The 13775-nt window shown below is 58.0% G+C and carries 13 protein-coding genes; 9 read left to right on the top strand and 4 right to left on the bottom strand.

What is annotated here, in order from left to right:
• Nucleotides 1-45: 45 nt before the first annotated feature.
• The 4 genes from ftsZ (at nt 46) to recN (ending at nt 5805) form a co-directional block, all read left to right on the top strand.
• Nucleotides 46-1788: a cell division protein FtsZ gene (gene ftsZ, locus GGQ73_RS08295; protein ID WP_174153511.1), complete on the top strand. Its 1743-nt coding sequence runs from the start codon at nt 46-48 to the stop codon at nt 1786-1788.
• A 266-nt stretch (nt 1789-2054) separates the two neighbouring features.
• Nucleotides 2055-3014 (top strand): UDP-3-O-acyl-N-acetylglucosamine deacetylase, encoded by a 960-nt coding sequence (gene lpxC / locus GGQ73_RS08300; RefSeq protein WP_174153510.1) that lies wholly within the window; start codon nt 2055-2057, stop codon nt 3012-3014.
• A gap of 234 nt (nt 3015-3248) precedes the next feature.
• Nucleotides 3249-4115 carry an outer membrane protein assembly factor BamD gene (locus GGQ73_RS08305; protein ID WP_174153509.1) on the top strand — a complete coding sequence of 289 codons (867 nt, stop codon included), beginning with the start codon at nt 3249-3251 and terminating at the stop codon, nt 4113-4115.
• A 16-nt stretch (nt 4116-4131) separates the two neighbouring features.
• Nucleotides 4132-5805 (top strand): DNA repair protein RecN, encoded by a 1674-nt coding sequence (gene recN, locus GGQ73_RS08310; protein WP_183895493.1) that lies wholly within the window; start codon nt 4132-4134, stop codon nt 5803-5805.
• Here recN and GGQ73_RS08315 read toward each other — a convergent pair.
• Nucleotides 5802-6416: a LysE family translocator gene (locus GGQ73_RS08315; RefSeq protein WP_183895495.1), complete on the bottom strand. Its 615-nt coding sequence runs from the start codon at nt 6414-6416 to the stop codon at nt 5802-5804. The two genes, recN and GGQ73_RS08315, sit on opposite strands and share 4 nt — an antisense overlap.
• 114 nt (nt 6417-6530) lie before the next feature.
• Here GGQ73_RS08315 and ligA point away from each other — a divergent pair, with 114 nt between their 5' ends.
• The gene (ligA, locus tag GGQ73_RS08320; protein ID WP_183895497.1) at nt 6531-8705 is read left to right on the top strand and encodes an NAD-dependent DNA ligase LigA; all 2175 of its coding nucleotides are present in this window, start codon (nt 6531-6533) and stop codon (nt 8703-8705) included.
• An 86-nt stretch (nt 8706-8791) separates the two neighbouring features.
• Here ligA and GGQ73_RS08325 read toward each other — a convergent pair whose 3' ends face one another.
• Complete coding sequence (locus GGQ73_RS08325; RefSeq protein WP_183895499.1) at nt 8792-9736, bottom strand: bile acid:sodium symporter family protein; 945 nt, start codon at nt 9734-9736, stop codon at nt 8792-8794.
• 112 nt (nt 9737-9848) lie between these two features.
• Nucleotides 9849-10763, bottom strand: coding sequence for a DMT family transporter (locus tag GGQ73_RS08330; protein ID WP_183895501.1), 915 nt, complete (start codon nt 10761-10763; stop codon nt 9849-9851).
• Nucleotides 10764-10899: 136 nt separating this feature from the next.
• On the opposite strand from GGQ73_RS08330, the gene GGQ73_RS08335 reads away from it, so the two are divergent.
• Both GGQ73_RS08335 and GGQ73_RS08340 read left to right on the top strand, forming a co-directional pair.
• A complete protein-coding gene (locus GGQ73_RS08335; RefSeq protein WP_174153503.1) occupies nt 10900-11490 on the top strand; it encodes a 3'-5' exonuclease in 591 nt (196 codons plus the stop codon).
• 66 nt (nt 11491-11556) lie between these two features.
• On the top strand, nt 11557-12042 hold the full coding sequence (locus GGQ73_RS08340; protein WP_183895502.1) for a CreA family protein: 486 nt from the start codon (nt 11557-11559) through the stop codon (nt 12040-12042).
• 119 nt (nt 12043-12161) lie between these two features.
• Here GGQ73_RS08340 and GGQ73_RS08345 read toward each other — a convergent pair whose 3' ends face one another.
• Entirely contained in the window at nt 12162-12629 is a 468-nt protein-coding gene (locus GGQ73_RS08345) for a chemotaxis protein CheW (protein ID WP_174153501.1), read from the bottom strand.
• Between the two features lie 226 nt (nt 12630-12855).
• Between GGQ73_RS08345 and GGQ73_RS08350 the strand changes: the two genes are divergently transcribed.
• Together GGQ73_RS08350 and GGQ73_RS08355 are read left to right on the top strand one after the other, a co-directional pair.
• Nucleotides 12856-13014, top strand: a complete 159-nt coding sequence (locus tag GGQ73_RS08350) for a hypothetical protein (RefSeq protein ID WP_183895503.1) — start codon at nt 12856-12858, stop codon at nt 13012-13014.
• A 126-nt stretch (nt 13015-13140) separates the two neighbouring features.
• Nucleotides 13141-13740: an SCO family protein gene (locus GGQ73_RS08355; RefSeq protein ID WP_183895504.1), complete on the top strand. Its 600-nt coding sequence runs from the start codon at nt 13141-13143 to the stop codon at nt 13738-13740.
• The last annotated feature ends 35 nt before the right edge of the window (nt 13741-13775 follow it).

Here is a 13775-nt window from a genome sequence, read left to right on the forward strand (position 1 = left end):
ATTGGCCTGCGGGGCGATGCGGCCAGAGAAAGAAGGAATGTTAAAATGACGATACAGCTGCAAAAGCCAGACATCACCGAGCTGAAGCCGCGCATCACCGTTTTCGGCGTCGGCGGTGGCGGCGGTAACGCTGTCAACAACATGATCACGGCTGGCCTCCAGGGCGTCGACTTCGTCGTTGCCAACACGGATGCGCAGGCTCTGACGATGACCAAGGCCGACCGGGTCATTCAGCTCGGCGTCAACGTCACCGAAGGTCTGGGCGCCGGTTCGCAGCCGGAAGTCGGCCGCGCTGCTGCCGAAGAGTGCATCGATGAAATCATCGACCACCTGAACGGCACGCACATGTGCTTCGTCACTGCCGGCATGGGTGGTGGTACCGGTACCGGTGCTGCTCCCGTCGTCGCGCAGGCTGCCCGCAACAAGGGCATTCTGACGGTTGGTGTCGTTACCAAGCCTTTCCACTTCGAAGGCGGTCGCCGTATGCGTCTGGCCGAACAGGGCATCGAGGAACTGCAGAAGTCCGTCGATACGCTGATCGTCATTCCAAACCAGAACCTTTTCCGTATTGCCAACGACAAGACGACCTTTGCCGATGCCTTCGCAATGGCTGACCAGGTTCTCTACTCCGGCGTTGCCTGCATTACCGATCTTATGGTGAAGGAAGGTCTCATCAACCTCGACTTCGCCGACGTTCGCTCAGTCATGCGCGAAATGGGCCGTGCGATGATGGGTACAGGTGAGGCTTCCGGTCAGGGCCGTGCCATGCAGGCTGCGGAAGCGGCGATTGCCAACCCGCTGCTCGACGAAACATCGATGAAGGGCGCGCAAGGTTTGCTGATCTCCATTACCGGTGGTCGCGACATGACGCTGTTCGAAGTCGACGAAGCGGCGACCCGCATTCGCGAAGAAGTCGATCCGGACGCAAACATCATCCTGGGCGCGACATTCGACGAAGCGCTGGAAGGCCTCATCCGCGTATCCGTCGTTGCCACCGGGATCGACCGCATCCCTGGCCAGATGGAACGCAACGCCGAAGAGCTTCGCCAGGCTGCCGCTGCAAAGCCACTTATCCGTCCTTCCGCGGCCGTTGCTTCTGCTCCGGCCGCAGTTCAGCCTGCCCCAGTCATGCAGGCACCAAAGACGAACGTCGATCCTATTGCCCAGACCATTCGCGAAGCCGAGATGGACCGGGAACTGGCCCTGGCGGCTGCTGAACAGCGGCTTCGTCAGGCACAGGCAGAAGCCGAATTCCGTCCTCAGAGCAAGTTGTTCGCAGCTGCTCCAGCGGAAGCACCGGTTGCTGCTCGCCCCGCAGCACCGGTGCACACCGCACCTGCCTACCATGCTCCAGAACAGGTCGCAGCACCTGCTCCGCGCATGCAGGCGCCGGCTCCAGTTTACCATGAGCCAGCGCCAGTCGCCCGTGCGCCTGAGCCGGTCCGCATGCCAAAGGTCGAGGATTTCCCTCCGGTCGTCAAAGCCGAGATGGATCACCGCGCCCACCCGGCCTCTGCTGTTCCGGAAGAGCGTGGCCCAATGGGTCTTTTGAAGCGCATCACCAACTCGCTCGGTCGCCGCGAAGAGGAAGAGGCCGTTCCATCCGACATGATGGACGCGCCAAGCATGGCCACTCAGCAGCGTCGCCCGCTGTCTCAGGAAGCCAGCCTCTACGCACCGCGCCGTGGCAATCTGGACGATCATGGCCGTCAGACACCGTCGTCTGCCAGCCAGCACGATGACGATCAGCTCGAAATCCCGGCTTTCCTTCGCCGCCAGTCGAACTGATCCAATGTGATTCTGCATCCAACCGATACCCGGGCTCGAAAGGCCCGGGTATCGTTGTTTTAAAGCGACGGAGAATGGTGCCGGTTTGATAGCAATTTCAATGTTTTGGGTCTGTTACAAAACGAAATCAACAGTGATTTGAGATGGCAAGGTACTGGGTTTAAGTATGACGGCAGACGAGGACATAAAACGACGCTTATTTGTCTCGGTTGAATTGGGATCATGCCTGTGTGAAAGGCAGATCCACACGTAAGGACTTGAATAGCATGACCATCGGACTGCTCGGTTTCCAGACAACTATCGCCAATTCTGTTCAGCTTGAAGGCATTGGCGTTCATTCCGGTAATCCTGCGTCCGTCACGTTTCTGCCAGCGGAAGCGGGTACGGGCATCGTCTTCAGCCGTCAGTATGAAAATGGCAGCACAGTTGAAATCAAGGCCGTTTCGTCCAACGTGGGTAACACCGATCTCTGCACCGTCATCGGCCGCTCGGCCACGCAGTCCGTCTCGACAGTCGAGCACATCATGGCTGGTATCTACGCCATGGGTATCGACAATCTGATCGTTGAAGTCGATGGCCCTGAAATTCCGATCATGGATGGTAGCTCTGCACCTTTCATCGACGCCATCGAATCAGCCGGTATCAAGAGCCTTGGCGTTAAGCGTCCTTACATCCGCGTGACCAAGCCTGTGCGCATCGAGGCTGGTGCATCATGGGCGGAGTTCCGGCCCTATGACGGCACCCGTTTTGAAGTCGAAATCGATTTCGATACGCCATTGATCGGCCGCCAGGTGTGGAAGGGTGATTTGACGCCTGAAACGTTCAAGAACGAACTTTCCCGTGCCCGTACCTTTGGTTTCATGCGCGACGTCGAACGCCTTTGGGCCGCCGGTTACGCGCTGGGTTCGTCGCTGGAAAACTCGGTGGTCATTTCTGATGACAACACTGTTATCAACATGGAAGGTCTACGTTACGAGAAGGACGAATTTGTCCGTCACAAGACGCTGGATGCGGTTGGCGATCTGGCCCTCGCAGGTGCGCAGTTCATCGGCTGCTATCGGTCCTATCGCGGTGGCCACAAGGTCAACGCCAATGCGCTTAAGGCTTTGTTGAGCGATCCGTCGGCCTACGAGATTGTCGAGGCACCCGCTGTGCGTCAGCCTGTTGTGCGTGTCCGTGAATTCGTCGCCGTTCAGCAGCCTGTCTTTGCACCGTGGTCTGCGTAATTTCTTCCATCATCTTTCAAAGAGCCGTCCATCAGGGCGGCTTTTTTGTATTGGACGTTGATAAGCAAAATAAAATGACGGCTTTACGGTAAAGATAATCACCAGTTGCGTGACCTCGTGCCATAAAAATGCGTTATTGCGTCATCATTGCGTTGCCCTGCGGACGCTTTTATGGCTAGAAACGCCACTGGAAAGCCGATGTTCTGTTGTGACGCAGGAAGTGGGAACTGACGAATGAAGCGTGTAGTGTCTGGTGCGATGAATGGAACGGTGCGGGGAGTGCTCGTTTCGCTGATGCTGATCGGCGCCGGAACGCTGGTAACGGCTTGCCAATCCGATCCCGATATCGACATCACCAAGCTTGGTGTCGAGACCGATCCACCAGACGTGCTCTACAAGCAGGGTCTCGCCAACATGAATGCTGGCAACATGACCGAGGCCGGTCGCAAGTTCTCCGCCATCGACAAGCAGTATCCATTTACGGAGTGGGGCCAGAAGGCCCTGGTGATGAACACGTTCATCGCGACGCGCCAGAGCAAGAACGAAGTGGCTATCGCATCGGGTTCGCGCTTTCTCAAGCAGTACCCGCGCGCCAAGGATGCCGCCTACGTTCAGTATATGATTGGTCTTGCCTATTCCAAGCAGATAGCGGACGTAACACAGGACCAGCGCGCCGCGCAGCGCACCATCGATGCGATGAACAAGGTCGTCAACGATTATCCGACATCGGAATATGTGCCCGACGCCCAGGCGAAAATCCGTTTCGCGCGTGACCAGCTCGCAGGCCGTGAAATGCAGGTTGGCCGTTATTACCTGGAGCGCAAGGAATACCTCGCTGCGGTTTCCCGGTTCCGTATCGTTATCGAACAGTACCAGAACACCAACCAGATCGAAGAAGCGCTGGCACGCATCGCCGAAGCCTATTATGCAATGGGCCTGACGGACGAGGCGCAGACGGCTGCTGCCGTTCTTGGCAACAACTACCCCGACAGCCAGTGGTATGACGATTCCTACAAGCTGTTGAAGGGGCAGGGACTTGAGCCACGCGAAAACAAGGAATCGTGGATTTCCCGCGCCGGCAAGAAGCTTGTGGGTGCCTGAGAGCAGAGCATAATTCATGTTGGTCCAGCTATCGATCCGCGACATCGTTCTGATCGAACGGCTCGACCTTGGGTTCGAGGCCGGCCTTTCCGTGCTGACCGGCGAAACGGGCGCGGGCAAATCCATTCTTCTCGACAGTCTGTCGCTTGCCCTTGGCGGGCGCGGCGATGGCGGTCTTGTGCGCCATGGCGAAGACAAGGGCCAGGTCACGGCCACCTTCGAAGTGGGCATGGAGCATCCCGCCCGTCTGATGATGCGGGACAACGGTCTCGATGATGACGGTGATCTGATTTTCCGTCGTGTCCAGTCCGCTGATGGGCGCACCAAGGCCTATGTCAACGATCAGGCTGTTTCCGTCCAACTGATGCGCCAGCTTGGCCAGCACATGGTCGAAATCCACGGTCAGCACGACGACCGCGCCTTGGTGGACACCAATGCGCACCGAACGCTTCTGGATGCCTTTGCCGGATTGAGCGAGGACGTCGTGTCGGTACAGGGGCTTTACCGCACCTGGAAAGATGCCGAGCGTGGCCTGAAGGCTCACCGCGCCAAGGTGGAGGCCGCCGCCCGCGAGGCGGATTATCTGCGTGCCTCGGTCGAGGAGCTCGAAATACTGGCACCAACGGATGGCGAAGAGGACGAATTGGCCGAACGCCGCGCCGTCATGCAGAAGTCGGAGCGCATCGCAGGCGATATCGCCGAGGCGAGCGATTTTCTGAACGGCAATGCTTCGCCTGTGCCCGTCATCGCATCCATGATGCGGCGACTGGAGCGCAAGAGCCATGAAGCACCGGGCCTGCTGGAAGAAACCGTTCAACTGCTGGATGCCGCACTGGACAACCTTTCCAACGCGCAGATGGAAGTCGAATCGGCATTGCGCCGCACCGAATTCGATCCGCGTGAGCTGGAGCGCGTCGAGGAGCGCCTGTTTGGTCTGCGCGCCGCCGCCCGCAAATATTCCGTGCCTGTGACCGAACTTCCGGCCTTGGCCGAACGCATGGTGGCTGATCTCGCCGATCTGGATGCGGGCGAGGAAAAGCTGGCCCAGCTTGAAAAGCATCTGGCCGTCGTGAAAACCGATTTCGATCGGGCCGCTCAATCATTGTCGGACAAACGACATCATGCGGCGTCGGCACTTTCCGAAGCCGTCATGGCCGAGCTGCCCGCGTTGAAGCTGGAGCGTGCGCGCTTCACCGTGGAAGTCACCAGCGATGCATCTTCCGGAACGGCTGAGGGCATCGATGTCGTGGAGTTCCACGTACAGACGAACCCCGGCACACGCCCCGGACCCATCATGAAAGTGGCGTCTGGCGGTGAACTTTCGCGCTTCCTGCTGGCATTGAAAGTGGCGTTGGCAGATCGCGGGTCTGCCCCGACGCTGGTCTTCGATGAAATCGACACGGGCGTCGGTGGTGCGGTGGCAGATGCCATCGGCCAGCGATTGAAACGCCTGTCGAAAACCGTGCAGGTTCTGTCCGTCACCCACGCGCCGCAGGTGGCCGCGCGCGCAGCCACACATTTGCTGATCTCCAAGGGACCATCCGGCGATGGCACCGACCGCATTGCCACCCGCGTTGCGACCATGCAGCCCGAACACCGCACCGAAGAAATTGCCCGCATGCTGGCCGGTGCTTCCGTGACGGATGAGGCGAGGGCGGCGGCCGCGCGTTTGCTGGCGGCTAAGGATTAGCGGCTCACTGCCACCGCCACGCCCGAACCGATCATGACCCCGCCCGCTGTCCGATTGACCTGCCGCACGATTTTAGGCGAGCGCAGCAAGCTGCGAGCACGCACGGCCAATGCCACATGGCCACCGATGACGATGGCCTCGACGCAGAGAATGACGCTGGCCAATACGGCGAGATGATCGACCGTCAGCGATGCTCCGACGACATTTGGCAGCAGCGCCACATAAAACAACGGCATTTTTGGATTGCCGAGATTGAGCGCCATGCCGGTCGCGAAGATCGACAACAAGCTGCCGCGTGTTTTGACAGAGTGAAGATCAGACACAACCGGTTCTGCCGTCCATAATCTGATGCCCATCCAGATCAGGTACGCCGCACCTGCGGAGCGGAGGACGGTCATCAATGTTCCCATTTCTGCAGCCAGGATGGATAGGCCGAAGGCGGCGAGGGTCAGGAAAATCAGGATGCCCGCGACGGTGCCCGCGCCATAGGCAAGGCCGGATGCCGCGCCATGAGTGATGGTGCGCGCCACGATAGTCATATTGTCGGGCCCGGGACTGGCGGCGAAAACGAGGAAGGCAGCGGCAAAGGCGACCAACGTCATGAAGTCCATGCGGATATTCCCTTTGTGATTCAGTCCCGATTTTCAGAGTACCGGAAAGCAGGATGTTGAAAAGTGGCCCACCTTCGTTAAAAACGAATTCTGTTCACGCAAGAGGCCTGCCCGATGTCCGAAGATCAAACCCCGGTGGAAAAACTGTCCGAGCTCGAGGCTTCTGCCGAGCTTGCCTTTCTGGCGGCAGAGCTTGAGCGGCATGACGCACTCTACCACGGCAATGATGCGCCGGAGATCTCTGACGCCGAATATGATGCGCTGAAGCGCCGCAATGACGCGATCGAGGCGGCATTCCCCGATCTTGTGCGAGCCGACAGCCCATCCAGGAAAGTGGGCTTCGCGCCGCTGCCCACCTTCGCGCCCATCGTTCATGCGCGCCCCATGCTGTCGCTTGGTAACGCGTTTTCCGATGAAGACGTCCAGGATTTCGTGGCCTCGGTCTATCGCTTCCTGGGCAACCCGCCGGACGATTCGATTGCCTTCACCGCGGAACCGAAGATCGACGGCCTCTCCATGTCGATCCGTTACGAGGGCGGCAAGTTGAAGACCGCCGCGACCCGTGGCGATGGCACCACCGGTGAGAACGTGACGGCCAATATCATGACCATCACCGAAATCCCCAACACATTGCCGAAGGGCGTGCCTGACGTGGTGGAGGTGCGCGGCGAGGTCTATATGGCCAAGAGCGATTTTCTGGCCCTGAACGCGCAGATGGAAGCTGAGGGGAAGCAGACCTATGTCAACCCGCGCAACACCGCGTCCGGCTCGCTGCGGCAGCTGGATGCGACTGTGACGGCAAAACGCAAGCTGCGCTTCTTTGCCTATGCCTTGGGCGAGGTGTCCGATGGCGGTCAGCCCACACGTCTTGCCGACACCCAGTTCGGTATCGTGCAAAAGTTCAGGGAATGGGGCTTTCCGGTCAATCCCTTCATGAAGCGATTCACGTCCGGCCAGCAACTGATTGAACATTATCAGGAAATCGGCATCGCCCGACCCGATCTCGATTATGATATCGATGGCGTCGTCTACAAGGTGGACCGTCTGGATTTGCAGGAGCGCCTTGGCTTTCGCTCTCGCAGCCCGCGCTGGGCAACCGCGCATAAGTTTCCGGCAGAACAGGCTTTTACGACAGTCGAAAAGATCGAGATACAGGTGGGTCGCACCGGCGCGCTGACACCGGTCGCTCGGCTGACGCCCATTACCGTGGGCGGCGTTGTGGTGACAAATGCGACGCTGCACAATGCCGATTACATCGAGGGCATCGGCAACAATGGCGAACGCATTCGCCCCGAGGATCACGATATCCGCGTGGGCGATACGGTGATTGTGCAGCGTGCGGGCGATGTTATTCCGCAGGTGCTTGATGTTCTGGTGGAAAAGCGCGAGGCCGGTTCAAGGCGTTATGAATTTCCGAAGCAATGCCCGGTTTGTGGCAGTCACGCGGTGCGCGAACGCAATGAGAAAACCGGCAAACTCGATTCTGTCACTCGCTGCACGGGCGGGTTTGCCTGCTCGGCACAGGCGAAGGAGCACCTCAAGCATTTCGTTTCGCGCAATGCCTTCGATATCGAAGGGCTTGGCACCAAGCAGATCGATTTCTTTTTCGAGAGCGAAGACCCGGCGCTGGCGATCAAGACCGCGCCAGATATCTTCACCCTCAAAAAGCGGCAGGAAGACTCGCATCTCACCAAGCTGGAAAACATAGACGGCTTTGGCAAAACCAGCGTGAAGAAGCTCTTCGACGCGATCGATGCGCGCCGCGAGATCGATCTCCACCGGCTGATTTTTGCGCTCGGTATTCGCCATGTTGGGGAAACGACGGGAAAGCTTCTGGCGCGCACCTATGGCACCTACGCGTATTTCGAGGAGGCCATGAAAGCTGCTGCTGATCTGACGGGCGATGCGTGGGCCGAGCTCAACAGCATTGACGGTATCGGCGAAGTCGTGGCCCGCGCCGTCGTGGAATTCTACAAGGAGCCGCGCAATCTCGATGTCATCGACAGACTGATGAAGGAGCTTCGCCCGAAGGAAGCCGAAAAGCCGACAACGGAGGGAAGCCCCGTGGCGGGCAAGACGGTCGTCTTCACCGGCTCGCTCGAGAAATTCACCCGTGACGAGGCAAAGGCCCGCGCCGAAAGCCTGGGTGCAAAGGTGGCAGGCTCCGTCTCCAAGAAGACCGACTACGTGGTAGCCGGTCCGGGTGCAGGCTCCAAGCTGGACAAGGCCCGCGAGCTCGGCGTGCAGACGATGGATGAGGATGAGTGGCTGGCGCTGATCGCAGGGTAGGGCGTTCGCGCGCGTTCAGGCGCAGCAGCGCTCGTTTGTCTGGGCTGTCTGCTTCATTTCAGCTGAGCAGGCTCCGGCCTGTTGCTTCAACCATCAGCCTTTACATCGTCTGAACGCCCGGCAAACCAATTGGCCAGCAGCGCACCCGAGATATTGTGCCAAACACTAAAAATGGCGCTTGGTACTGCTGCAAGCGGTGAGAAGTATGCCGTTGCGAGAGCGGCTCCAAGTCCGGAATTCTGCATGCCGACCTCAATGGCGATGGCCTTGCGCTTTGCAAGGGTCAAACCACAGGCTTTTGCTGCAAAAAATCCGAGCAGATAACCAAGTCCGTTGTGAAGGATGACGACAGCGAAGATCATCAGCCCGGATTGCACGATTGCCGCCTTGGACCCGCCAACCACAGCGGACACGATCAGCACGATGCCGATGACGCTCACCAGTGGCAAGGCTGGGACTGCAGCCTTGACGAAGGTTGGCAGGAGCTTCTGAAGGGCTGCACCGAGTGCGAGTGGCACGAGTACGACCTTGATGATGCTCATGAACATGGCCCAGCCATCCACTGGCAGATACTGGCTGGCAAACATCCACACCAGAAATGGCGTGATGATGGGCGCGGCGAGGGTTGTTACCGAGGTACAGGCAACAGAAAGCGCGACGTCGCCTTTGGAAAGATAGGTCATGACATTGGAGGACGTGCCACCTGGGCAGCAGCCAACCAGGATTACGCCAGCAGCGACTTCGGGTGGCATGGGGATAAGGCGTGTCAGAAGTACTGCAAGCAGCGGCATGATCAGAAATTGCCCCATAACGCCAATTGTCACGTCGAACGGACGCTTGACGACCTCCCGGAAGTCATCCAGCGACAGAGTAAGGCCCATGCCGAACATGATGATGGACAAGAGCGTAACGATCCAGGGGCCGATTTGCTTAAACGTTTCAGGGAAGAAAAAGCCGAGGAACGCAAACAGGACAACCCAAGCGGCAAATGTTTTGCCAACAAATGATGATACCAGCGCCAATGTCTTCACGTTCGTTTCCCTCCGCCTTGTTCACGGGGACGTCTAAAGGCACGATCCTGACTGTCAAGGTCATGACGCACGTCATCTGACCAGCATCACGCGAATCCAGGCAGCGTAATCCTTAGCTGGCATGTTTGCCGCGCAACACCCTCCCATCGATCGCCGCCAACCCACCGGCAATCATCGCCATGCCGATGAGGTGTTTTGTTTCCAGCTGTTCGCCCAGCACCAGGGAGCCCAGCAGAATGGCGCTGACGGGGATGAGGAATGTCACCAGGGCCAGGTTGGTGGCGCCGGCTGATGAGAGAATGCGGAAGAAGATGAGGTAGGCGAGCGCGGTGGAGAGAAGGGCTATACCCAAGAGTGCGGCCAATGCCTCGCCGCTTGGCATGGCGAGGGTCCATGGCTGGTCGATGATGAGCGCCAGAGGGGTGAGCATGATGGTGGACGCGGAAATCTGGCCCGTCGCGGTAACCAGCGGTGGCACGCCCATGGTCTTGAAGCGTCGCCCGAAAATGCCTGCGAAAGCATAGGAAATCGCCGCGCCCAGAATGGCGAGTTGCCCCCATAGGCTGGAGCTTTCGCCTGTGAGGACAGCCGGGCCGACCATGGTGGCGACGCCGGCAAAGCCGATGATGATGCCTGCCAGCTTGTTGATGGTCAGCTTTTCGTCGCTCGTCAGCATATGTGCGACGATGACGGTAAAGAGCGGCGTGGTGGCGTTGAAAATGGAGGCGACGCCGCTGGCGATATGGGTCTGGCCCCAGACGATAAGGCAGAAGGGAATGATGTTGTTCAGCAGCCCCATGCCGAAGAAGGCGCCCAGTACCCCTGGGGCTCTGGGCATTCGGTAGCCCATGATGCCGCAGACGGTGAGCAAGGCCAGCGCAGCGATGGAGACGCGCAGTGTAACGATGGTCACTGGTGGCAGTTCTTTCACGGCGATGCCGACGAAGAAGAACGATCCACCCCACAGGATCGACAGGGCAACCAGCAACGCCCATTCGGTCGCGTTCATCTGTTTCTGCACGACCATGTTTGATATACCCTCGTCGTTGATTCTGGCTCTTGTTTAATCCGCTGACATACGCGGTACCACCCGGTTCCTGCGGGGCGGTTCATTTTCGCGATCGTTTGCTTTATGCCGTGCAAAGAACAACCGAGGATCACCTTTGAAAACCATCGCCATCGATTTCGAAACCGCCAATGAGGAGCGCGGCAGCGCATGCTCTGTCGGTCTGGCATGGATCGAAAACGGACGAATCGTGCGGGTGGAGGAGCGGTTGATCCGTCCGAAGGACATGCGGTTTTCGCCGTTCAACGTCGCCATTCACGGCATAAAGCCTCGGGATGTGGAAGACGCGCCGGAGTTTCCCGAGGTGATGGACGAGTTCGCCGATGATCTCCGCGATGCGACGATGATTGCCCATAATGCAGCCTTCGATTTCAGCGTGATGCGGGCAAGTTTCGACAAATATCGCCAGAGCTACCCGCAGCTCTCCTATTTCTGCAGCGTGAAGATGTCACAGCGCGTCTGGCCGTCGTTGCCGTCGCACAAACTCAACATCATTGCCCACCATCTGCAACTGCGTTTCGTACACCACAATGCCGCAGAAGATGCCGTCGTCTGTGCGGCTGCATCGATCGCGGCGGCCAAAGAGCTTGCCGTCGAACATATCCACCATATACCGGAAAAGATCGGTATGGTGACCGGGCGGCTTCATGCCACTGGCTATGCACCCTGTACTATGAGAAAACGCTGATATCACGCCTTGTTGTCCGCCGTCGCAGACCTATCTCTATGTCAGTGCATCAAAGGGGTTAGGGTAATGGCTAAAGCGTTTCGTTCCATTGTGGCTGCGGGCCTCGTTCTTCTGCCTGTCGGCGCTGTTGCACAGGTGGTGGGAAAAGTTGGTGTCGATTGGACAGGCAACGACATTGTCGTCGAGGCGATTGCCGACCCCGAGGTCAAGGGTGTGACTTGCCACGTGACCTATTTCGATCGGGGTGTGATCGACCGGCTGAAGAACGGCAACTGGTTCGAAGATCCATCCAACAACGCCATTTCATGCAGCCAGACCGGCCCCGTGGAAGTGGGCGACATCGATCTTGGCACAAAGGGCGAGGAAGTCTTCCGGCAGGGTATGTCTCTGGTCTGGAAGAAGATGGTCGTCAACCGCATTTACGACAAGCCGAACGACACGCTGATATACCTCGTGCACACCCGCGAATTGACCGACGGTTCCGCCAAGATGGCGATTTCGACCGTGCCGCTCTATGGGCAGGCGGTAACATGGAAGAATGGAAAGCCGTAAGGTTTCCGGCAACGCAGCAGGGTAACGGCTCACGCCCGGTATGACCGATGAGAGAGCGTTGAAAACAAAAACGGCGAGCTGTGATGCTCGCCGTTTGCGTTCTTCGTGTATCTTTGGCCTCAAGCGGCTTCGCGCGAAAGCTCGTCGGCGATGACGGTGTCGAGGTTGAGGAAGCAGACCATGCTCTTTTCCAGCGCCACGATGCCGTGGCAGAAATTGCGCTGGTCTTCCGGGATGATTTCAGGCGCGGGCTGAAGGTCTTCGGATTTGATGGTCATCATGTCGGAGACCTGTTCGACCAGAAGGCCGACCAGCTTGCCGCCGATATCCGTGACGATGATGGCGGAGCGCTCGGATGGTTCCGTCATCTTCATGCCCAGGCGGCACGCCATGTCGATGACCGGAATAACCGCGCCGCGAAGGTTGATGAGGCCCAGAACATAAGGTGGCGTGTGCGGCATCGGTGTCACCGGTGCCCAGCCGCGAATTTCGCGAATCACCATGATATCGATGCAGAATTCCTGATCGCCGAGATGGAAGGAAACGATTTCAAGATATGCGCCGGATTGCTTGATGGCGTTTGACATGGTCTGAACTTTTCCTCACGGCTCTCTGGCTGGCCGTTTCTATTTCGGTGGTAATGCGGTGTCGGAAAATCGTCCGGTGACATCATGTCTTGCGCCTATGGCGGACCGCTGACGAGCATCATGCCCGAAAACAATTTAAACTTTCCCTAACGGACTGCTGTAAAGAGCCAGGAGACGTGCGTTATTTACGGTTCCACGCGGGCTTGTTTGGCGGTATAGACAAAGCATGAAATCTGTACTCGCGTCTCAGTTCAAAATGCTTGGTTTCGCGGTTGCTACCGGCGCAGCATTGCTTCTGGCTGTCTTGACGTTTCAGGGATGGATGCGCCATGGAACGGATATATTCCTGTCTGCCGTTCAAAGCGGGATCGCCTGGTGCCTTTGAGTGCCTCGGCATTTGAGACAAAACAGCGCGGTGAGCGCAATGTGACATTTCCTGAATTGCAGACCTTTATGGTGCTGGTCTAGAAGCATGTCAGGAAAGCTGGCTCATTGCTGATCGGGGAATGGCATGAAAAATATTCGTATTGCGCTTTGGGGTGCTGTCGTCGTTCTGATCGGTGTCATGGGCTGGCTGACAATGGAACTGACCAAGGGCCGCGAGCAGATGGTCGAGGAAGTCTACGGCGTTCCCTTCCAGCTGGTTGCACAGAACGGCCAACCGATTACGGAGAAAGCCTTTCAGGGCAAGCCGACGGCTTTGTTCTTCGGCTTTACCCATTGCCCCGAAGTCTGCCCGACCACGCTGTTCGAACTGAATGGCTGGATGGAAAAGGTTGACCCGGCAGGCGACAAGATGCAGGCCTATTTCGTATCCGTCGACCCTGAGCGGGATACGCCCGAAATTCTCAACCAGTATGTTCCCAATGTTTCCAAACGCATCATCGGTATTACCGGTACGCCGGAAAAGATTGCCGAAACGCTGAAGGGTTACCGCATCTATGCCAAGAAGGTCCCTGTGGATGACAAGGACCCGAGCGGCGATTACACCATGGATCATACCGCATCGGTTATACTGCTGGACGCGAAGGGACGCTTCGCAGGCACCATCGCCTATGGTGAAAACTCCGACGTCGCTATCAAGAAGCTGCAAAATCTCACCAAGACCTGATCTTTGATTGATAATCGCACCTGCGGTCCATTGGA

The organism is Rhizobium skierniewicense, assembly GCF_014196515.1.
Lineage (GTDB): Bacteria > Pseudomonadota > Alphaproteobacteria > Rhizobiales > Rhizobiaceae > Agrobacterium > Agrobacterium skierniewicense.